A 19,059-nucleotide genomic window follows, 5' to 3' on the forward strand; every position below is an offset into this window, starting at 1 on the left:
CCTCGCCAGCGCATGCCGGAGTTTTCGAAAACTCCGGTCCGGACCCTTCAAAGGGTCCGCTGCGATGTCTTCGAAGACATCGCTGTCCCCATCGGCAAAGGGTGCCCCATGGGCCTGATCGAGGTTGAAAACCTGTCCGTCACCTTCCGCGCAAAGGGCCGCGATGTGCGCGCTGTGGAAGGCGTCAGCTTTTCGGTCGATGCGCGCGAAAGCTATGGACTGGTCGGTGAAAGCGGGTCGGGCAAATCCACCATCCTGCGCGCGATCTGCGGCATGGCCCCGGTCACCGGCGGCACGATCCGCATCGGTGGGGATCTTTTGCCCACCCCGCGCGGCCGGGCGTTTTCAACGCAGGTGCAGATGGTGTTTCAAGACCCCTATGCCAGCCTGCACCCCCGCCACACCATCGACCGCACCCTGGCCGAACCCCTCACCATCCATGGCCTGCCGGACCGCGACACCCGCGTGGTCGAGGCGTTGACGGATGTCGGCCTGCCCCCCGCCTTCCGGTTTCGCTACCCGCACCAGCTGTCCGGTGGCCAACGCCAGCGCGTGGCCATCGCGCGCGCCTTGATGCTGAAGCCCAAGATCCTGCTGCTGGATGAACCGACAAGCGCACTTGACGCCTCGGTTCAGGCCGAAGTGCTGAACCTTCTCAACCGGCTGCGCGCTGAACAGGGGCTGACCTTCCTGATGGTGTCACATGATCTGGCGGTGATCGACCACATGTGCGACCGCATCATGGTCCTGCAGAATGGCCGCACGGTGGAAGAGATCACCCGCGACGACCTTGCCAACGCCCGAATGACAACCGCCTATGCCCGCAGCCTGTTCGACGCCAGCGCCGACCGGATGCTGGGCGCGACACCGGAGCCTTCCACATGATCCCTGTCTTCGACGGCCACAACGACATCCTCTTGCGCCTGCTGCTGGACCCCGCCCGGCGGCAGGAGATCTTCCTGACGGGTGAGGGCAAGGGTCACCTAGACCTGCCCCGGATGAAAGCCGCAGGCTTTGCCGGTGGGTTCTTTGCCATCTACCTGCCATCCCCCATCGCGCATGACGATCAGGACTATCAGACCCTGATGCAGAACCCGCCCTACGCGCTGCCGCTGCCCGACCTGATCCCCTTCGCCGCTGCGATCGAACCCGCCGTCCAGACGGCAGGCCATCTGTTGTGGATGGAGCGGGCCTCCGAAGGCGCCCTGAAGATCTGCCGCACGGCGGCGGACGTGCGGGGCTGCCTCGCCTCGGGGACCATCGCGGCCATCCTGCATATGGAGGGCGCCGAGGCGATTGATGACAGCCTTGATGCCCTGCACCTGTTCCACGCCATGGGCCTGCGGTCGCTTGGGCCGGTCTGGTCCCGGCCCACGATCTTCGGCCACGGCGTGCCCTTCGCCTTTCCGTCCAGCCCCGACACCGGGCCGGGTTTGACCGACGCGGGCAAGCGGCTGGTGGCCGAATGCAACCGGCTGCGGATCATGCTGGACCTCAGCCACATGAACGAGGCCGGGTTCAATGATGTGGCACGCCTGTCCGATGCCCCCTTGGTGGCCACCCATTCCAATGCCCATGCCATCTGCCCGTCGTCGCGCAACCTGACGGACCGGCAACTGGACATGATCCGCGACAGTGGTGGCATGGTGGGGCTGAACTTTTCCGTCTCGTTCCTGCGGCCCGATGGGCGGCAAATGGCGGATACAGGCTGGGACCCTATCCTGCGCCAGATGGATTATCTGCTGGAAAAGCTGAGGGAAGATCACCTCGGCTTCGGCTCGGACTATGACGGCTGCACCACGCCGGACGTGATCGGCGATGTGATGGGCCTGCCAAAGCTGGTGCAGGCGCTGTCCGACCATGGCTATGACCGCCCGCTGCTGGAACGGCTGGCCCATTCCAACTGGCTGGCCCTCCTGGACCGGACGCTTTAGCCCCGGATCGGGAACGCCGTCGCCTTTTGCCGATGCATCCGCGGGCAGTCTTCTGACACCCGGCCCTTGCAACCCTGCCGTCCTGCGTGTCTGCTTGCCCCGACACAGTTCAGGACACATCCCGGATGACCTTCAGATACGCGCAGCGCATGGCCAGGGTCCAACCTTCGGCCATTCGTGAGTTGCTGGCCCTTGGGGCCGATCCGTCCATCATCTCCTTCGGCGGCGGCTATCCGGATGCGACGCTGTTCCCGGTGGACAAACTGGATGCCGTCTTTCACGAGGTGATCCGCGCCCCCGGCGGTGCCGCGCTGCAATACGCGCCTTCAAACGGTCTGCCGCGCCTGCGCGAACAGATCGCCAGCCTGATGCGCGCCGATGGCACGGATTGCACCGCTGACGATGTCCTTGTTCTGCAAGGCTCACAGCAGGGGCTCGACTTCGCCGCGCGGATGCTGATCGACCCGGATGATGTGATCATCACCGAAGACCCGACGTTTCTTGGCGCGCTGATCGCCTTTGATCCCAGCCAGCCCCGCTATGCCACCGTGCCGGTGGATGCCGATGGGATGCAGACCGACCAGCTTGAGGCGGTTCTGCGCGCCAATCCCCGGGCGCGGATGATCTACACGGTTCCGGATTTCCAGAACCCCACGGGTGTCACCCTGTCGCTGGAACGGCGCAAGGCGCTGATCGCGCTGGCCAATGCGCATGACGTGATCGTGCTGGAAGATACGCCCTATCGCCACATCAGGTTTACCGGGCAAAGCCTGCCCACGCTCAAATCGCTCGATACAGAAGGGCGGGTCATCCACCTTGGCAGCTTTTCCAAAGTGCTGGTCCCTGCGCTGCGCATCGGCTGGGCCGTTGCGTCGCCGGACCTGCTGGAGCGGATGGGGCTCCTCAAGGTAGCGGCAGACACGCAGACCTCGACCTTGAACATGGCGGCGGCCAGCCTGTTTCTGGACCGCTACGATCTGGACGACCATATCGCCACCCTGCGCAGCGCGTACCGGCACAAGAAGGAAACCATGCTGGACGCGATCCGGCAGCATTTCCCGCAAGACATCCATGTGACCGACCCGGAAGGTGGCCTTTTCACCTGGGCGACCTTCCCCGAAGGTTTTGACGCCACGACCTTCATGCGCGATGTCGCCCTGCCGCAGGCGCGGGTGGCCTATGTGCCGGGGGCGACATTCTTTCCCGTGACCCCGCGCCCCAACTACGCCCGCATCAACTTTTCCGCCCCGTCCGAAGCCAACATCCGTTCCGGGATTGCGGCTTTGGGCGAGGCGCTGAAATCGCATTTCCTGTCCTGAACTCGAAGGCCCCCATGCCCGTCACCATATACACCCCGCCCCCCGCAACCCTGACCCCGGACGATCTTGCGCGCTGGGCTGCGGTGCCCGTTGCCGTTGCCGTCGATCTGGGCCGTGACGCGGGCCAGATCGACCCCGCGATCCGCCCGCTGCGCCCGGTCGGCGCGCAACCCCGCCTGTTCGGTCAGGCCGTCACTGTCCGCTGCGAGGCGCCGGACTTCGGCGCGGTCCTGCATGCGTTGGACGTGATCCAGCCCGGGCAGGTGCTGATGATCGACGCGGGCGGACACCGCGACACCGCCATGATCGGCGATATCCTTTCCGGCCACTTGCGGGGCAGGGGGATTGCGGGCCTTGTCTGCGACGGGGCGGTGCGCGACACGGGTACGCTTGGCGGCTGGGATGATTTTCCGGTCTTTTCCCGCTGGATCACGCCGCGCGGTCCGACGGGGGCCGACCGGGGTGCTATCAACCTGCCAGTGGTGATCGGCGGCTGCCTCGTGTCGCCGGGTGATCTGGTGATCGGTGATGATGACGGCCTCGTCGCGTTGACGCCGCTGGTCGTCCGCACCCGCATTGCCGACGCCGAAGCCAAACTTGCGCGCGAGGCAGGCTGGATCAGCGCCCTCGCCTCGGGCAAGACGGCGGCCGAGGTTTTCGGCTTGTCGCCCGCCCTCCGGGCGTAGCTGGATCGGTCGTTGGACGGCCAGCCCATCGGCAGGTCGCAAACACCCCCCAAGGCGGCCCCCGCTGGCTTGGAAAGCCCGTGCCGCCCCGCTAGTCTTTGCCCGAAATCGAAGGAGACACCCATGCCGCGCGCCGAAACCCTTGCCCTTGTCCGCCGCTACTACGACGCCTTCAATGCGGGCGACGCGGCGGGGATGCTGGACTGCCTGACCGACGACATCGAACACCGGGTGAACGAAGGTGCCCACCGGATCGGCAAGGCCAAATTCGCCGAATTCTGCAGCCACATGGGTGTCAGCTACCGCGAGACCCTGAAGGACATGGTGATCTTCGCAACCGACGACGGTGCCCGCGCCGCGGCGGAGTTCGTGGTCCACGGGACCTATCTGCAAACCGACCCCGGCCTGCCCGAGGCCAAGGGCCAGACCTACATCCTGCCGGCTGGCGGCTTTTTCGACGTGAAGGATGGCAAGATTTCCCGCATCACCACCTTCTACAACCTCAACGACTGGATCGCCCAGGTCAGCGCATGATCCCGGCCGATATCGATCTTCGCCCCCTGCGCGGCCCCGAGCTTGAGGCGGCGCTCGACCAGGTGGCCCAGCTTCGGATCACGGTCTTCCGCGAGTGGCCCTATCTTTATGACGGCACGCTCGACTATGAACGCCGGTATCTGGAGACCTACCGCGACAATCCTGACGCCCTCCTGGTGGGGGCGTTCCATGATGGCAGGCTGGTCGGCGCGTCGACCTCGACCCCGATGGAGGACCACGCGCCGGAGTTTGCCGCCCCGTTTCAGACCCTCGGCATCCCGTTGGAGAAGATCCTGTACGGTGCCGAGTCCGTCCTCCTCCGCCCGTACCGGGGCATCGGGTTGGGCCACCGCTTCATCGACCTGCGGGAGGGTCATGCCCGCGCCCTTGGCCGCAGCCATGTTGCCTTCTGTTCGGTGATCCGGTCCGAGGACCACCCTGCAAGGCCCGCCTCCTATCGGGGCAACGATGCCTTCTGGACGGGTCGGGGGTATGCCCCCTTGCCGGGCGTGGAGGCGCGGTTCAGTTGGAAGGATCTGGGCGAGGCGGAGGAGACGGAGAAGGCCCTTCAGTTCTGGATGCGGGCGCTCTAGCGGGCACGTCCCGGGCAGGGACAATCTTTCGGACAAGCGATTTCAAGGGGTTGAGAGTGCGCGTTAAGCGTTTGTTGAGGGTTTGGGTGCCGGGGTGCCCAAGGTCTCACCGCTTGTGCAACTGGGGTCTGCGGCAAGGCCCAACCGGCCCGCAGACTGCGGCAACGCAGGCAGCCTGTTGCATGTATTGCACGAATCCACTTGAAAACCCGCAGCTTCGCGGGCATACGCCCGGGCGGAAGCCTGCGGACCAGCCGCGGGCCCACCCGCAATGGAGAGACCATGGCCAAGGAAGACATTCTCGAATTCCCCGGTGTCGTCAAGGAACTCTTGCCCAATGCGACATTCAGGGTCGAACTCGAGAACGGCCATGAACTGATCGCGGTGATGGCAGGCAAGATGCGCAAGAACCGCATCCGGGTTCTGGCTGGCGACAAGGTGCAGGTCGAAATGACCCCCTACGATCTGTCGAAGGGCCGCATCAACTATCGCTTCAAGTGAGCGTATCCCGAAACGTGGGCACCGGTTTTCGGGCCAAGATGTGCGGCAGACGCATATGAAACTGATCCTCGGATCGGCTTCCCCGCGCCGCAAGGAGTTGCTGGCGCAACTTGGGATCGTGCCAGATGCGATCCTGCCCCCCGACATTGACGAAGACCCAAGGAAAGCCGAACTCCCCCGCCCCTACGCCGAACGTCTGGCGCGGGAGAAGGCCTTGGCCGTGGCAAGCGACCCGGACGATGTGGTCATCTGCGCCGATACGACCGTGGCGCTGGGCCGCCGCATCCTGGGCAAGCCTGCCAATGCGGGAGAGGCTGCGGCTTTCCTGACTGCCCTTGGCGGGCGGCGGCATCAGGTGATAACCGCCGTGGCCGTGCGGCGGGGCGCGCAAGTGCTGACCCGGACAAGCGAAAGCGTGGTAAAGATGAAGCGGCTGTCAGACGCAGAGCTGAACGCCTATCTTGCCAGCGGTGAATGGCAGGGCAAGGCCGGCGGCTATGGCATTCAAGGGCTGGCGGGGGGCTTCATCCCGTGGATTTCCGGCAGTTTTACCGGGATCATGGGGCTGCCTGTGGCCGAGACGGCGGCAATGCTGACTGCGGTGGGCTACCCCGTCTGGAGGCAGGCATGATCGGCCGGGTGCTGGTGCTGGACGAAATCGCGGGCCGTCAGGCGGCCGCCCTTCTGGTGGACGGGCGGCTGGAGGAGTTGGCGGTCGATCCGGTCGATGACACGCCGCTGCCGGGGGCGATCTACCGGGCCGTGGCCGACCGGCCCGTCAAGGGGCAGGGCGGCATCTTCGTGAAGCTGCCGCAGGGATCGGGGTTCCTGCGCCAGATTTCGGGCGTGGCACCCGGACAGCGGTTGCTGGTCCAGGTTTCCGGTCCGGCGGAACCCGGGAAAGCCTTGCCGGTCACGACCCGGCTGTTGTTCAAGTCGCGCTTTGCGATCATCACGCCGGACGCGCCGGGGCTGAATATCAGCCGCCGGATCAAGGATGAGGATGTGCGCGCGGGGCTTGCGGCCTTGGCCGAAGCGGGGATGGCAGGGGCCAGCCCGGCGCTGGGGCTGATCCTGCGCTCCGGCTGCGCCGAGGCCGAAGATGACGCGATTGCCGAGGACATCGCCGCGATGCGTGGTTTGGCCGAGGCGGTGCTGGCCGATGTGACGGGCGGGCCGGAACTGCTGGTCGAAGGCGCTGGCGCGCATGAACTGGCGTTCCGCGACTGGCTGGACCCGGCGGTGGATGAGGCCGACACCGAGGAAGGCAGCTTTGACCGCCATGGCGTGGCCGAAGCGATCGAGGCGCTGCTGAGCCCCCGGATCGCGCTGGAGGCGGGCGGGCACATGATGCTGGAACCCACCCGCGCGCTGGTGGCGGTGGATGTGAACACCGGCCCCGACACCTCGCCCGCTGCCAGCCTGAAGGCCAATATCGCCGCCGCCCGCGACCTGCCGCGCCAGTTGCGGCTGCGGGGCCTTGGCGGTCAGGTGGTGGTGGACTTCGCGCCGATGCCGAAACGCGACCGCCATATCCTGGATCAGGTGATGAAGGCCGCCTTCAAGGCCGAGGGCGAGACCAACCTTGCTGGCTGGACGACGCTTGGCCTTTACGAGCTGACGCGCAAGCGCGACCGTCTGCCCTTGGCCGACCTTCTGGCCGGAGCGCTGGAATGAGCTGCCCGATCTGCGGCAAACCGGTGGACCCGGCCTACCGGCCGTTCTGCTCACGCCGCTGCGCCGATGTGGATCTGGGCCGCTGGCTGACCGAAAGCTACCGCATCCCGGCCACGGAGGACGATGCCGAGGACAGCGCGGAAGAGGACGGCGAGGCCCCGCCCCGATCAGCACCGCACTAGGGCGTTTTCCCTCTGGACAGCCCCGCAGCCCTTGGGTATCACGCGCCCACCAAAGCGTGCCCAGATAGCTCAGTTGGTAGAGCAGCGGATTGAAAATCCGCGTGTCGCTGGTTCGATTCCGGCTCTGGGCACCACTTAAATCCCTGAAATCTCCAGGTTTTGTTTTCATTCCGATTACCCTTTCGGTTCGGGTTTGACGCTTTTGGCGGAAGGTTTGACAATTCGCGCCCGCCGCGCGTTCTCGGTTTCGAGAGTCGCCATCGTCTCGCGGTTCTTCGCCGCAAGGTTGGCAGAGCGCGAATAGTGCCGCGCCATGGATAGGGTTTTCTGCCCCAGCAGGTCAGCAATGCGGCGTTCGTCGAGCCCCGCCTCGCGCAGCGTGGTCGCAACGGTGTGGCGCAGGCCTTTGAGTGTTAGGCCAGGCTGGATCAGTCCTTCGGCCTCCAACCCCGTCTTGAAGCGGTGCCAGACGGTGGAGAAGCCGTTGTAGGTCCATTGCTCGCCGCGTGAATTGGCCAGCAGGGCCGGTGCATCGTGCTGCGGGGCTTGCTTCAGGGCCGCGTGCAGCGTGGGGCCAATGGGAATCGCGACTTCAACCCCTGTCTTGCCCCGCACGCCCCAGATGGTTTCGCCATCGATCTGGTCGCGCCGCAGGTTCAGCGCGTCGGACGGATCAAGGCCAGTGTTCATCAGGACGGCCAGAACCACCCTTACATGCGGCGGCGCGTGTTCGAGGACGATGTCGCACTCCTCCCGCTCCCACGGGCGGTTGGCATAGGCGAGCTTGGCCGGGCGGGGCTTCGGGATCACGCCGGTGGCGAAGTTGGCCGAGATCAGCCCCTTTGGAATGGCAAAGCGGAAGACCTCGCTCAGGAAGGTCCGCAGCATGTTCGCACGCCGCCAGCCGATCTTTTGCGCGGCCTTGTCGTGGATACCCGCCACCAAGGGCGTGTCGATGGTGTGGATGGGCGTGTCGCGGATGGGTTCCAGGAAATCGGCGCACTGCCGGTAATCGCGCCGCGTAGCCGGTGCGAGGTTCTTGAAATGCTCGGTCTCGTAGTAAGATTGGATCAGTCCGCCCAGCGTGCCGACCTTCGGCGCCTTGGCCTTGTTCGCCTCGGCGATAGCCGTAATCTTCTCGCATTCGGTGAAAAAGGCGGCCGATCCGAGCGGGGCTTTCACAAGGTCGATCTTCTGGCTGGTCTCGCGGTGGTAGCAGCGCATCCGACCGTGGCGATCCTTGAAGATCTTGAAGCCCTTGATGCGCACCGTCGTCATCAGAGGCGCGCCAGAATCGCGTCGTGCGTGGTGGCCTGCGTGCCGGTCTTCACATCGTCGATCCAGAGATCGAGGTCGCGCTTGTCCCAAAGCAGCACGCCCTGGCGCAGTTGGATCGGCTGCACCGGGCAGGCGATCTTGAAATGCTTGACGGGCAGGCCCGCGTAGCTCGCCGCCTCCGTCTCCTTGAACATGCGCTTTTCGATCACGCTGATGTTGAGGTTGGTCGTGGACATGGGCCTCGCCTCATACTTTGCCGGTTTGCAGGTCTGCCTGCCTGACTGGATGACCGTCAGCATGGGCAGCAGACTGGTTGTCTGCATCGTTGCCTGTGTGCCCGGCTGCCCGTGTGGCAGTCTGCCGGAACCTCTCCCAGCCGCTCATGGTCAGAAGGCGGGTCTTCGAGGATATGGCCAGATATTCCAGCCGCCCTTCGTTCATCAGCGCACGAATTTGCGTGACACTGATGCCGACGGCCTGGCTGAGTTCTCTGGGCGAGAACAGCTTTTCCTGAGACAAAACCATCTCCTTTTCGTAAGGTGGCACGAATCTTCATGTGCCGTCCTAAGGGCGACACTTGAGAGCGATGAGAAGCAAATAACGTTCAAATGTGCGTTTAGCATCCATTTGAACGCAGCCGCAAGTGGTCTTGAACGAAAGATGGCACAACGCCCCTACGACTATCTGACGGCGCTTGGGGCGCGGCTTGCGATCACACGCAACGAACTCGGCATATCGCAGGCGAAGATGGCCGAATCCCTAGGGATGTCGCTGCGGGCCTATCAAAGCTACGAACTGGGCAAGCGCTCGATCCCCGTCGAGGCGCTGGTTGAGCTGCATCGGCAGTTCCAGGTCGACTTGTCGTGGGTGCTTCTGGGGATGGAGGCTGCCCGTCCGGGACATGATCTTGCTGCGCTTGAGCGGTTCGAGGTCGCCTTGGACAAGTTCCTGACCACATCCGACATTCGCCTTAAGAGCGAAAAGCGCGGGGCCATCGTGGCCCGCTGGTATCGGTCTGTCCTCGAAGGAAAACCGATCGACATGGACGACGTCCGTACCTGGATAGAATTACTCACGGAGTGACACGAGTGCTGGAAGCCTCCCCGCGGTGGAACCGCCAACGACTGGCGGTTCTGGAAGCCGTCGAATTTGACCTGAAGCGTATGTTTTCGGTTTTGTATCTTTCTTCAGTAGCTTGCGCTGCGGTCTACATGGGGGGCTGGCTTAGGTTTAATCTTCTGGACCTTCCAGTGGCCCCTCTGTCTTTTCATGCATCCCTCACCATTGGGCTGACCGCTCTTGCGGGCCTACTCTTCGCTCTGCTGCTACCAACGATTGTCGTCGCCGCTGGCATTGAACGCAGGTTGCAGCGCCGGATAGGTCGATTGGACCTGAAAGCTAGCGCGACCGGCAAGCATCGCTTGATAGCATTGCAAACATTGCCAAACTTGCGGGACGGCAAGGGAGAGACGCTAGGGAAGCAGCATGATCATCCGCATCCTAGATGCGGACCTTGAGAGTCGCCTTCGAGTGAGGGAGAAGGCAAGCGGCCGAACGATAGGGATCGAGGCAGAAGAAATCCTCCGCAAAGCTCTCTCTGAACCAATCATCAGGGTCAACTCGCTTGACCTCGGTCAGTCAATCCACGCTCGGTTTGCAGCAAGTCGGGGGCTTCGATATGCAGCAGCCAAGATCTTCCGCGATGAGTCGTCCCATGCTGTTCGCGTAGCCGAGGGGCGTACTTCCTATGCTATCCAACACATAGACCCGACGCGCCAAAGGCCCTCTCTCCCAGCCCTTCGCTCGTCCCAACCACCTTCGCCCTACACCTCTCAACCGACAGAATTGGGGATCGTGGTGACGCCGGGCCATGTAGCCAGACAAAGAACCAGCAGACCATTATTCTGGAGGACGGCTTCGGGAGGAAAGCGGACGACCGTCTAATTCGGTCGCACGAAATGCAGTCAAACTTTCATACTATCGTCGATTGCGCTGTTAATCTGACCGATCAGACGAAATAACTGCGCACTAAGCGCCTCCAGGTCAACAGCGGCCGCAGGCAGGACCACTAGATACCCCTGCGCGGTTCGGGCAACCCATTTTCGTGCCATCAGATCAAGGACCTTGCGGCGAACAGACTCGCGGGGGATACCAGTGAAAAGTGCAATTGACTCAATATTGATCGGTCGTGGCTCCAAAGCGGTCGCATTAGGACTCAAAAGATCGTCGTAACTGTGCGGAGCAGGGTCACGAAGAGGAAAGCCTTTGTCCTGCAGCGACATCGCGCCAATCACGGCAAGTACAAGCATCTTGTCCATGTCTCCGTCGAAAGCTGACCGAGCGGCAATTAGGTACTGCGTCCAAGGATCGAGGATCTTTGGCCAGATCTCAACATAGCGCTCCCGCATGAGGGTGGATGCGTCTTTTGATCGGGTGACACCCATGATCGCTCAGCTCCCAACTGCAGGCACAGTGTGCAGTGACTCTAGTATAGAAGCCATCAGATCTGAAACCCAAAATAGGTGAAAGAATGGTTGCAACCCATTTTGGGTGATTCTGCCGATTCCCCGGGGCGATTATATGTGGAGAAGAGTCAGGATGGCACCATAACTGCGGATGCATGGCATTTGCAGTGTGGGGGAGTAGGATGTCCGACAAAATCCGGCGCGGGGGTCGATGCGGCGGCCCACGCTCAGCCTTGTTCCTGGCACTTCTTACCTCAGGCCTTTGGAACGCCTCGGCGCCAGTTGGACTTGCACAGGTCGTCGCTGTCGAGGATTCCGCAAGCAGGGTCGAGGCTGTTGACGTCACGATTGTGAACCCGAGTGCTGATACGGCTCTTAATGCCCGTATCATTGACCTCATCCGCCGGGAACTGCGGGCGTTTCCGGATGGCACCTTCTCTCGAGCGGCGGCTGAGCTCGCGTTGGCTCGGGTACGCCGGACCTCGCCTGTGACAGAGACAACGATCGACGTGACGCCGGGAGCAACCGGTGGCGTGATCGTCACAATAGGGGCAATACTTTCGGATGCGCGGGCCGCTGCTACCGAGCGCGGCTATATGCTGACCGGCGATCGCTCCGATCTGCCGGTACTGTATGACCGCAACGGAACTTACATCGTCGGCAAGCTGGAGCTGCTGTCGATGGCGTACGCAAACAACAACGCGTGGTATGGCCGGCCAGACCTCTTCCTCAACGGCAATCCTTTGGTTTCAGGTGATCCTGCGGGTGCAGGTACTGACGCCTGGGTGGAAGGATTCATCCACGCCGGGATCTATGGCATCACGCCGCTGGGCGGGTCGGCGCAGCTTTACGGCGGCCTGAGCGGCATCCTGAGCGGATCGACCGGCACTGAACTTTTCACGGATGCGACGCGGCTGCATTTCGGGATCGAGGACGCCTACATCGGAATCGTGGGCGGCGACACCTCGGCCGAGGGGAACCGACTGGTCTGGAACCTGACAGCCGGGCGCAAGCGCTTTGCGATCGGCGAAGGCTTCCTGATCGCAAACTCTGCCTCGAACGGGCAGGATCGTGCGGCGCTCCAGTCCAATCCCCGCTGGGCCGCCGACATGCTGGTTCTGGGGCAGGTTCGCTACAACGATACGTTAGTCGAGGCGTTCTATCTTGATCCGGATGAACTGCCCGTCGTGGACTCCCGGACCAAGATCGCCGGTCTGAACGCGGAAACACGGCTGGAAGGCGGCTGGCAGCTTGGTGCCACTTACCTCAGTGTGCTTGAAAGCGACTTCGGGTATTTTGCCACCACTCCGCCCGATCCGGCGACGGCGACCCTTGGTCGTGACGGGCTTGAGGTCTTCGACCTGCGGTTCCGCTGGCAGCCCGAGCAAAGCGGCCTGTTCGTGGTGGGCGAAGCCGCGTTGCAGCGCAACGACCGTTTCGACATGAAGGCTACGGGCATCATGGGAGAGGTCGGGTACAGCTTTGCGGACGCCAAGTGGCAACCGACCGTCAGCTATCGTCTCGCCCGGTTCTCTGGCGACGATCCTGCCACCGCCCGGTTCGAGCGGTGGGATCCGCTGCTGTCGGGCGGGAATGGTGAGCAATGGGTGCAGGGCATCAACCATTTCAAGGTGTTCCAGGACAGCAACCTGATTGCTCACCGGCTTCAGTTCCGCCTGCGCCCCAGCCCCAAGATCGAGCTTGTGCCTCAGCTCTGGGTGTTCAAGGCGGACAGCACGACGAACCTCGGCGGCAATCCGGCCTTGTCCTTCCTCGGCGGGGCGGATCTGGCGACGGAAGTCAACCTGACGGCCAAGTGGTTCGTCTCAAAGAACACAATGTTGCAGGGACATGTCGCGGCGACATTCCCGTCATCAGACCTGAACGCAGCATCGGGTGTGACCGGTGATATCGACCCGTGGGTCAGCGCGATGGTTTTCCTGCGCGTTGCCTTTTGAGCCGACTTCCAAAAATTAGGAGAATATCATGGAAAGACGTGACGTACTTAAGGGAATGACCCTCGCGGCGGGCGCCGTCGTGGCAGCAAAGGAAGTTCTGACGCCAACACCGGCTGAGGCTCAGGTCTCGGGCGGAAGACCGGAAGGTAACGCTGCGCTCGGCATCACCCCGGTTGACGCCGACTACTTCATTCCGGGCCGCTTTGCCGGCAAGACGTTCATCGTAACTGGATCGGCCCGGGGGATGGGTGCTGCCGCCGCGATCCGGCTGGCCCGTGAGGGGGCCAATGTCATCGGCGTGGACTGGATCAAGGACCTGGGCGAGGCAACCCACCAAGCGATCCTCGCGGCGGGCGGCAAGTCGGTCTTTGTCTATGGCGACGTCGCCGAACCAGCCGTGGCGCAGGCCGCGGTGGATCGGGCGGTTTCGGCCTTCGGGGGGCTGGACGGGGCCATCAACAACGCCGGTGTGATGGACGGTGTCTTCTCGGGCGATGAGCCCGACTATGCCACGCAGAAGCCGCTGGTCTTTGCGCGGATTCACGAAGCGACCGACGAGTATTGGAACAACGTCTTCCGGACCAATGCGACCGGTGTCTTCATGTGCATGCGCGCCCAGTTGCGCCAGATGGTCGCACAGGCCCGCGGCGGCGCGATCGTCAACGTCGGCTCGATCGCCGGGATGACCGGGCTTTCCGGAAACCCGGCCTATGTCGCATCAAAACATGCCGTGAGCGGCCTTACAAGGAACGCGGCAATCGACTATGCGCCCTATGGCATCCGGGTGAACTCGGTCAACATGGCGGCCACCGATACGCCGATGGTCGCACGTGCCGGGGTGCTGGTTGCAGCGTCCGCCGCAGATGCGATCGGCCCGACCATGGGGCGGATCAAGATCGACAGCATTCTTGCCTATACAGACAAGACCCACCGTTCTGCCACCGTGGGCGAACAGGTGTCGATGATGCTGTTCCTGCTGTCGCCAGAGGCTTCGAACTTCACCGGCGGCATCTATGCGACCGATGGCGGCTGGACGGCCTACTGACCTGAAAAGGGGGGCGCCGACAGAAACCGACGCCCCCACTTCGCCCTACAGACGGAGGCCTTAGGTAGAAACGATGCAAACACGACGCAGTTTCCTCGGCTTTGGCTGCATGGCTCTCTTGGCCTCGCCTGCCTTGGCAAAAAGGGGAGACTGGGTGCTCCTTGGCATGCGCCGGATCAACCTCTTGAAGGAACGGGATCTGATTTATGTCGGGCTGAACGCGGGCCTTTTCACGGGACTCAAGTTGCAAGTCGCGGCAAGCGGCGTTTTCATGGAAAGCCTTTCGGTCCGCTTTGTGAATGACGACAAGGTGGATCTTCCAGTGCGCGACTTCATCAAGGCGGGCGGAGAGACCCGCGAGATCCTTTTGCCTGGTCTGGTCCGCGCTATTCGCGTGGTAGATATGAGGTATCGGAAGATACCGACGGGAGGAGTGGCAGAGGTGAGCGTTCTTGGGCGCCAAGCCTGACACTGGCGGGGCGACCCGTCCCTTCTTCGCCTGGATCTGGGCACGGGTTCGGACCCTATCAGGATTGGGTCTGGTCATCGCTGCGCTCTTCATGGCGGCGGCGCTGACACCCAGCCTGATCCCCCGCAGCGCAGTCCTCCAGGGCGTTCTCTGCGGTCTCAGCCTGATCGCGGGCTATGCGATTGGGGGCCTTGCAAGGCTTGTCTGGCAGGGGCTGGGGCTGCCGCAATTTTCTGACCGGGTAAAGCGCTTGCTGTTGCTGGGTTCGGGCCTGTTTGCGGCGGGGCTCGTTCTTGCCAGCTTGTGGCTATCGCTCGGTTGGCAGAATGACATCCGCCTGTCGATGGGCCTTGCCCCCGAACAGTCGGGGCGGCTGATCCTTGTGCTGGCCATTGCCCTTGCCGTGGCTTCGGTCCTGTTGCTTCTGTCGCGGCTTTTCCTGAAAGTGGCGCGTCTGGTGGAAGGCCGCGCAAACCGGTTCCTGTCGCGGCGTCTCGCCTGGATGTTGGGCGTGGGAACCGCAGCCTTTTTGTTCTGGTCGATCGGCAACGGTATCCTAGTGTCGCGGGTTCTGGCAGTCATGGACAGCGCCTATGCCGCAATTGATGCCACGATTCAAACTGACATCGCCCCGCCAGCCGATCCCATCAAGACCGGCAGCGCCGCTTCGTTGGTCGATTGGCAAGGGATCGGCCACGAGGGCCGGAACACCGTTGCGGCATGGCCGACGGCTGCCGATATCACGGCCCTTTCAGGCGCTGCGGCGCTGGAGCCGATCCGGGTCTATGTCGGCCTGAATTCGGCTGCCGATGTCGAGGTGCGCGCCGAAATGGCGCTCGCCGAACTGCTGCGTGTGGGGGCGTTCGACCGCAGCCTTCTGGTTATTGCCACACCGACAGGCACCGGCTGGGTCGACCAGGCCGGAATGGCGCCGCTTGAGATTCTGCATGGCGGCGACGTCGCATCGGTTTCGGTCCAGTACTCCTACCTGCCCAGTTGGCTTTCCCTGCTTGTCGCGCCCGAATACGGCAGGAGTACCGCACGCGCTGTCTTCCGGAAGGTCTATGGCCATTGGGCCAGTCTTCCAGCTGATGAGCGCCCCCGACTGTTTCTGTTCGGGCTCAGCCTTGGCGCCCTGAACTCCAGCCTGTCGGCAGATCTTCTGGACGTCATCGAGGATCCCTTCGACGGCGCCTTGTGGGTGGGCCCGCCGTTCGCCAGCCAAGCATGGCGCGATGCGACCGCTGGCCGCGATCCTGTAAGCCCAGTGTGGCGGCCGGTGTTCCGGGACGGGCGCATCCTACGTTTTGCCAATCAGGGCACAGGCTTTTTGCAGCCCGACGAAGATCCCGAAGACTGGGGACGGCTTCGTATCGGCTATTTGCAGTATCCGGGGGACCCGATAACCTTTTTTGCTCCAGACAGCCTGCTGCACGAACCTGAATGGCTTAAAGAGCCGCGTGGGCCCAACCTGCCGCCGGGCCTGCGCTGGTATCCCATCGTGACCACACTTCAGGGCCTGCTGGACGTTGTTACTGCCACACAACCCCCTCCCGGACATGGCCACGTCTATGCCGCGTCAGACTACTTGAAAGCATGGACGGACCTGACCGCACCAGTGGGCTGGCAGGCCGACGGCATGGCCAGGATCGGCTACGCCCTCCGTGAGCGCGGGCTCTAAGGGGCAGCAGAAACACATGAAGGAACCGATACAATGACAAACCGCATCGTCCTGTTCGTCGCCGGCGCGATCTGTCTTCTGGGGGGGCTGATCGCAGTATTCAATCCGCTGGCGGCCAGTTTTACCGCGGAACAGATCGCAGGCTGGCTGTTCCTGTTCGCGGGCGTGGTCCAGGCCTTTGCCGCGTTTCGCGAGGGCTGGTCCCTCCGCGCGTTGCTGACCGGGCTTCTTGGAGCTTTCGGCATTCTGGTCGGCCTGTCGCTTGTGGCCCGGCCACTGGAAGGCATCATCGCGCTGACCTGGCTGGTCGCGATCTTCTTCTTGGTTTCTGGCGTGGTCAAAGTCTTGCTGTCATGGCCGCTGCGCAGCACACAGTTCTTCTGGCTCTTGCTTGGATCCGGGGCCCTGTCAGCGATCCTTGGCGTCATGATCCTGGCGGGATTGCCTGCGTCGGCTGGGATCGTTCTGGGAACAATGCTTGCGATTGATCTGATCTCCAGCGGTGTCGCGCTGATTGCGCTTGGCATTGCAACGGGGCGCTCCACCTGAGGTTCGCGTCGTGATGGGGTTTGGCCGCAGCCTTTCGGGCGTGACTGTCGGTCTGGTTCGCGGTCTGCGCGAACCTGGAGTGCGGGCCCTGCTCGCATTGACACTTGCGCTGATCGGCTGCGCCACAATCGCCTATCGCCTCCTGGAAGGTTGGCGCTGGATTGATGCGCTCTACTTCTCGGTCGTGACCATCGCGACCGTCGGCTATGGCGACCTTGCGCCCAAGACCGACGGAGGAAAACTCTTCACCGTGTTCTACATCATGGGTGGCATAGGACTTTTCGTATCCTTCGCCAGCGCGCTGTCCCGTCAGATCATCGAGAATGCAAGAAGAGAAAAGTGATTAGAACCGATGGCTCTGATGATTTGGTCCCTCACCGACAGAACATATGCGTCGCCTAGCAGCGCGTTCGCGGCCAGAATCAGTCTTGCGGCGGGCAGACCCAAGGGCAACGGGGCTGGCTCGGCAGAAAACCGTCCCCGGCATCATCATCTCCTCGGATCAAGTTCCGGAAATCGCCATGGCTGACCAGAACACCTCTCTCGTGAACGACGTGAAAAGGCCGGGCGGAGTGGTTTTATCCGCGCCGTCACCGGCACATCAGCCTGGAGTCTTGACAGACATGGCAACAGCGCATGGCCTACCCGAACGTAACCCCTTCCTGTCGTCCGACATCTACGGTGTTACGCATGTCAACCCGGCACAGCAAAACAGCATTCCTTACAGAATCCCCCTCAGGGTCCGCATTGTCGATCTGGGCGCGTTGAACCCAGTCTGGGGTGGGCCGGTCAACAACGCCACCTACTCCTCGGCTATGCCTGGATACTTCTGGTCGGTCGCAACGGATCGTGTCGCGCTGATTGATGCCCGCGACGGTCGATGGGAGATGGTAGCGGACATCGACCTGCCGGGGGCAGCCCGACGGTCACAAGAGGCGCTTCGGCAGATCGTGGACTTCGAGTATCGCGACATTGATTCTGCCGAAGCCCATCTGAAGACGATCCTTGGCAATGAGCCCGGGACTGTGCTGCCCGCAGGAGTCTATTCGCTGGTCAGCAACAAGGACCTTGTCTACTGCAATGCCGACACGACGGTTTCGGCCATCGGACTTGTGGACCGCGCTGATGTGTCCAGAGGGCTGGAAGTAAAGGCGCAATTCGATACGGCGACCATCATTCCGCCCTCCAGCGTCATGGGTGAGGAACCGCGTGTCGGATTGGTGGGCATGAACATGACCTATGACGGCCATGTCGTGGTCGGGGCGCTGAACGGTGTCTCCGTGATCGACGCTGCACTGACCAAAGGCCAGTTCGTCAGCTTCGGTGACGACAATCAGATGGCCACTAACTCGCTGGCAGTCGATGCGGGTGGAGGCATCTATGTCGCAACTGGCTCGAAAACACCGCGGCGACCCGGCGTGATGCGAAAGCTAGTCTGGACTGGCGAGCGCTTGTCTGCCGATCCCGTCGATGGGGCTTGGACGGCAGAGTATGATGGTGGCGATTGGCCTCCTGCGATCAAAGCCGGGACCGGAACCGGATCGACGCCTACACTGATGGGTTTTGGCGAAGGTGAGGACAAGCTCGTCCTGATCACCGATGGATCGAACCGGATGAAACTTGTCGCGTTCTGGCGCGACGAGATCCCTACTGATGCACGGGCGGTCGAGGGCGCCCTGTCGCCTCGGATCGCCCATCAAATCCCAGTCCGCGCCGGAATTTCCGAGGAACGCCCATGGCTGCAGTCGGAGCAGACAATCATTGTCTTGGGCACAGGGGCCTTCGTGGTGAACAACCTGATCGAGGAAGGCCACCCCGACCGCATCATCGATGTCTTGACAGTTGGTCCGGTGCACGCGCCACCGCGAGGCGTCGAAAAGATCGTCTGGAACCAGACCGACAGGCGGTTCTATTCGGCCTGGGCGCGTGGCGACGTAGTTTCGGTCAGCATGGTGCCTTTGGCAAGCTCCGGAGCCGGAGCCGTCTTTGTGAACGGATACAGCCCCGAGGACGGATGGGAAGTCACCGGGTTGGACTGGGAAACCGGAAAGACAGTCGCGCGCACCATTTTTGGACAGGACAACAAGGGCAACGGCGCATATGCGATCCTTCAGTTCCTGGCAAACGGTGACATGCTCTTCAACTCCATAGTCGGGCCATTCCGCATTCCGGCTGTTTAGGTTCCGGA

At 62.7% G+C, this 19,059-nt stretch carries 23 protein-coding genes and 1 tRNA gene; 20 read left to right on the plus strand and 4 right to left on the minus strand.

Features of this window, described 5'->3' with window-relative positions; all coding sequences use genetic code 11:
* Positions 1–108 precede the first annotated feature (108 nt).
* From EI545_RS15820 to EI545_RS15870, 11 genes are all read left to right on the plus strand, one after another.
* Positions 109–885 carry an ABC transporter ATP-binding protein gene (locus tag EI545_RS15820; RefSeq protein ID WP_125326360.1) on the plus strand — a complete coding sequence of 259 codons (777 nt, stop codon included), beginning with the start codon at positions 109–111 and terminating at the stop codon, positions 883–885.
* Entirely contained in the window at positions 882–1,934 is a 1,053-nt protein-coding gene (locus tag EI545_RS15825) for a dipeptidase (RefSeq protein WP_125326361.1), read from the plus strand. Before EI545_RS15820 ends, EI545_RS15825 begins: the two co-directional genes overlap by 4 nt.
* Before the next feature lie 125 nt (positions 1,935–2,059).
* Positions 2,060–3,253: an aminotransferase-like domain-containing protein gene (locus EI545_RS15830; RefSeq protein ID WP_125326362.1), complete on the plus strand. Its 1,194-nt coding sequence runs from the start codon at positions 2,060–2,062 to the stop codon at positions 3,251–3,253.
* Between the two features lie 14 nt (positions 3,254–3,267).
* Positions 3,268–3,939, plus strand: coding sequence for an RraA family protein (locus EI545_RS15835; RefSeq protein ID WP_125326363.1), 672 nt, complete (start codon positions 3,268–3,270; stop codon positions 3,937–3,939).
* A gap of 123 nt (positions 3,940–4,062) precedes the next feature.
* Complete coding sequence (locus tag EI545_RS15840; RefSeq protein ID WP_125326364.1) at positions 4,063–4,473, plus strand: ketosteroid isomerase-related protein; 411 nt, start codon at positions 4,063–4,065, stop codon at positions 4,471–4,473.
* Positions 4,470–5,066: a GNAT family N-acetyltransferase gene (locus EI545_RS15845; RefSeq protein WP_125326365.1), complete on the plus strand. Its 597-nt coding sequence runs from the start codon at positions 4,470–4,472 to the stop codon at positions 5,064–5,066. Before EI545_RS15840 ends, EI545_RS15845 begins: the two co-directional genes overlap by 4 nt.
* Positions 5,067–5,348: 282 nt before the next feature.
* A complete protein-coding gene (gene infA / locus EI545_RS15850) occupies positions 5,349–5,567 on the plus strand; it encodes a translation initiation factor IF-1 (protein WP_050523081.1) in 219 nt (72 codons plus the stop codon).
* A gap of 55 nt (positions 5,568–5,622) precedes the next feature.
* Complete coding sequence (locus tag EI545_RS15855) at positions 5,623–6,198, plus strand: Maf family protein (RefSeq protein WP_125326366.1); 576 nt, start codon at positions 5,623–5,625, stop codon at positions 6,196–6,198.
* A complete protein-coding gene (locus EI545_RS15860) occupies positions 6,195–7,244 on the plus strand; it encodes a ribonuclease E/G (RefSeq protein ID WP_125326367.1) in 1,050 nt (349 codons plus the stop codon). Before EI545_RS15855 ends, EI545_RS15860 begins: the two co-directional genes overlap by 4 nt.
* Entirely contained in the window at positions 7,241–7,426 is a 186-nt protein-coding gene (locus EI545_RS15865; RefSeq protein ID WP_125326368.1) for a DNA gyrase inhibitor YacG, read from the plus strand. Before EI545_RS15860 ends, EI545_RS15865 begins: the two co-directional genes overlap by 4 nt.
* Positions 7,427–7,484: 58 nt before the next feature.
* Positions 7,485–7,560, plus strand: a tRNA-Phe gene (locus tag EI545_RS15870).
* Positions 7,561–7,600: 40 nt separating this feature from the next.
* On the opposite strand, the gene EI545_RS15875 is transcribed toward EI545_RS15870, so the two are convergent.
* The 3 genes from EI545_RS15875 to EI545_RS15885 are packed head-to-tail and all read right to left on the minus strand — an operon-like array spanning position 7,601 to position 9,250.
* Positions 7,601–8,704, minus strand: a complete 1,104-nt coding sequence (locus EI545_RS15875; protein WP_125326369.1) for a tyrosine-type recombinase/integrase — start codon at positions 8,702–8,704, stop codon at positions 7,601–7,603.
* A complete protein-coding gene (locus tag EI545_RS15880; RefSeq protein ID WP_110807116.1) occupies positions 8,704–8,940 on the minus strand; it encodes a hypothetical protein in 237 nt (78 codons plus the stop codon). The genes EI545_RS15875 and EI545_RS15880 overlap by 1 nt, the downstream gene beginning before the upstream one ends.
* A gap of 10 nt (positions 8,941–8,950) precedes the next feature.
* Complete coding sequence (locus EI545_RS15885; RefSeq protein WP_125326370.1) at positions 8,951–9,250, minus strand: hypothetical protein; 300 nt, start codon at positions 9,248–9,250, stop codon at positions 8,951–8,953.
* A gap of 114 nt (positions 9,251–9,364) precedes the next feature.
* Here EI545_RS15885 and EI545_RS15890 point away from each other — a divergent pair, with 114 nt between their 5' ends.
* Together EI545_RS15890 and EI545_RS21395 are read left to right on the plus strand one after the other, a co-directional pair.
* Positions 9,365–9,787 carry a helix-turn-helix domain-containing protein gene (locus EI545_RS15890; protein ID WP_125326371.1) on the plus strand — a complete coding sequence of 141 codons (423 nt, stop codon included), beginning with the start codon at positions 9,365–9,367 and terminating at the stop codon, positions 9,785–9,787.
* Between the two features lie 5 nt (positions 9,788–9,792).
* A complete protein-coding gene (locus tag EI545_RS21395) occupies positions 9,793–10,221 on the plus strand; it encodes a hypothetical protein (protein ID WP_164517319.1) in 429 nt (142 codons plus the stop codon).
* Between the two features lie 447 nt (positions 10,222–10,668).
* Here the strand turns inward: EI545_RS21395 and EI545_RS15895 are convergent, their stop codons facing one another.
* Positions 10,669–11,148, minus strand: coding sequence for a hypothetical protein (locus tag EI545_RS15895; RefSeq protein WP_125326372.1), 480 nt, complete (start codon positions 11,146–11,148; stop codon positions 10,669–10,671).
* Positions 11,149–11,402: 254 nt separating this feature from the next.
* On the opposite strand from EI545_RS15895, the gene EI545_RS15900 reads away from it, so the two are divergent.
* From EI545_RS15900 to EI545_RS15930, 7 genes are all read left to right on the plus strand, one after another.
* On the plus strand, positions 11,403–13,127 hold the full coding sequence (locus tag EI545_RS15900; protein WP_164517320.1) for an alginate export family protein: 1,725 nt from the start codon (positions 11,403–11,405) through the stop codon (positions 13,125–13,127).
* 28 nt (positions 13,128–13,155) lie between these two features.
* A complete protein-coding gene (locus EI545_RS15905; RefSeq protein WP_125326374.1) occupies positions 13,156–14,172 on the plus strand; it encodes an SDR family NAD(P)-dependent oxidoreductase in 1,017 nt (338 codons plus the stop codon).
* Positions 14,173–14,338: 166 nt separating this feature from the next.
* Positions 14,339–14,641, plus strand: coding sequence for a hypothetical protein (locus EI545_RS15910; RefSeq protein ID WP_125326375.1), 303 nt, complete (start codon positions 14,339–14,341; stop codon positions 14,639–14,641).
* A 64-nt stretch (positions 14,642–14,705) separates the two neighbouring features.
* Positions 14,706–16,322 carry an alpha/beta hydrolase gene (locus EI545_RS15915; RefSeq protein WP_216842458.1) on the plus strand — a complete coding sequence of 539 codons (1,617 nt, stop codon included), beginning with the start codon at positions 14,706–14,708 and terminating at the stop codon, positions 16,320–16,322.
* 33 nt (positions 16,323–16,355) lie between these two features.
* A complete protein-coding gene (locus tag EI545_RS15920) occupies positions 16,356–16,871 on the plus strand; it encodes an HdeD family acid-resistance protein (RefSeq protein ID WP_125326376.1) in 516 nt (171 codons plus the stop codon).
* Between the two features lie 13 nt (positions 16,872–16,884).
* On the plus strand, positions 16,885–17,214 hold the full coding sequence (locus tag EI545_RS15925; protein WP_125326377.1) for a potassium channel family protein: 330 nt from the start codon (positions 16,885–16,887) through the stop codon (positions 17,212–17,214).
* Between the two features lie 178 nt (positions 17,215–17,392).
* The gene (locus EI545_RS15930) at positions 17,393–19,051 is read left to right on the plus strand and encodes a hypothetical protein (RefSeq protein WP_125326378.1); all 1,659 of its coding nucleotides are present in this window, start codon (positions 17,393–17,395) and stop codon (positions 19,049–19,051) included.
* The last annotated feature ends 8 nt before the right edge of the window (positions 19,052–19,059 follow it).

The sequence above is a fragment of the Tabrizicola piscis genome, from assembly GCF_003940805.1.
GTDB classification, from domain to species: domain Bacteria; phylum Pseudomonadota; class Alphaproteobacteria; order Rhodobacterales; family Rhodobacteraceae; genus Tabrizicola; species Tabrizicola piscis.

Bases quoted from the DNA above. Each gene is read 5' to 3' on its own strand.
- EI545_RS15820 (WP_125326360.1), top strand. From the start codon at position 109: ATGGGCCTGATCGAGGTTGAAAACCTGTCCGTCACCTTCCGCGCAAAG.
- EI545_RS15825 (WP_125326361.1), top strand. From the start codon at position 882: ATGATCCCTGTCTTCGACGGCCACAACGACATCCTCTTGCGCCTGCTG.
- EI545_RS15830 (WP_125326362.1), top strand. From the start codon at position 2,060: ATGACCTTCAGATACGCGCAGCGCATGGCCAGGGTCCAACCTTCGGCC.
- EI545_RS15835 (WP_125326363.1), top strand. From the start codon at position 3,268: ATGCCCGTCACCATATACACCCCGCCCCCCGCAACCCTGACCCCGGAC.
- EI545_RS15840 (WP_125326364.1), top strand. From the start codon at position 4,063: ATGCCGCGCGCCGAAACCCTTGCCCTTGTCCGCCGCTACTACGACGCC.
- EI545_RS15845 (WP_125326365.1), top strand. From the start codon at position 4,470: ATGATCCCGGCCGATATCGATCTTCGCCCCCTGCGCGGCCCCGAGCTT.
- infA (WP_050523081.1), top strand. From the start codon at position 5,349: ATGGCCAAGGAAGACATTCTCGAATTCCCCGGTGTCGTCAAGGAACTC.
- EI545_RS15855 (WP_125326366.1), top strand. From the start codon at position 5,623: ATGAAACTGATCCTCGGATCGGCTTCCCCGCGCCGCAAGGAGTTGCTG.
- EI545_RS15860 (WP_125326367.1), top strand. From the start codon at position 6,195: ATGATCGGCCGGGTGCTGGTGCTGGACGAAATCGCGGGCCGTCAGGCG.
- EI545_RS15865 (WP_125326368.1), top strand. From the start codon at position 7,241: ATGAGCTGCCCGATCTGCGGCAAACCGGTGGACCCGGCCTACCGGCCG.
- EI545_RS15875 (WP_125326369.1), bottom strand. From the start codon at position 8,704: ATGACGACGGTGCGCATCAAGGGCTTCAAGATCTTCAAGGATCGCCAC.
- EI545_RS15880 (WP_110807116.1), bottom strand. From the start codon at position 8,940: ATGTCCACGACCAACCTCAACATCAGCGTGATCGAAAAGCGCATGTTC.
- EI545_RS15890 (WP_125326371.1), top strand. From the start codon at position 9,365: ATGGCACAACGCCCCTACGACTATCTGACGGCGCTTGGGGCGCGGCTT.
- EI545_RS15895 (WP_125326372.1), bottom strand. From the start codon at position 11,148: ATGGGTGTCACCCGATCAAAAGACGCATCCACCCTCATGCGGGAGCGC.
- EI545_RS15905 (WP_125326374.1), top strand. From the start codon at position 13,156: ATGGAAAGACGTGACGTACTTAAGGGAATGACCCTCGCGGCGGGCGCC.
- EI545_RS15910 (WP_125326375.1), top strand. From the start codon at position 14,339: ATGCGCCGGATCAACCTCTTGAAGGAACGGGATCTGATTTATGTCGGG.
- EI545_RS15920 (WP_125326376.1), top strand. From the start codon at position 16,356: ATGACAAACCGCATCGTCCTGTTCGTCGCCGGCGCGATCTGTCTTCTG.
- EI545_RS15925 (WP_125326377.1), top strand. From the start codon at position 16,885: ATGGGGTTTGGCCGCAGCCTTTCGGGCGTGACTGTCGGTCTGGTTCGC.
- EI545_RS15930 (WP_125326378.1), top strand. From the start codon at position 17,393: ATGGCTGACCAGAACACCTCTCTCGTGAACGACGTGAAAAGGCCGGGC.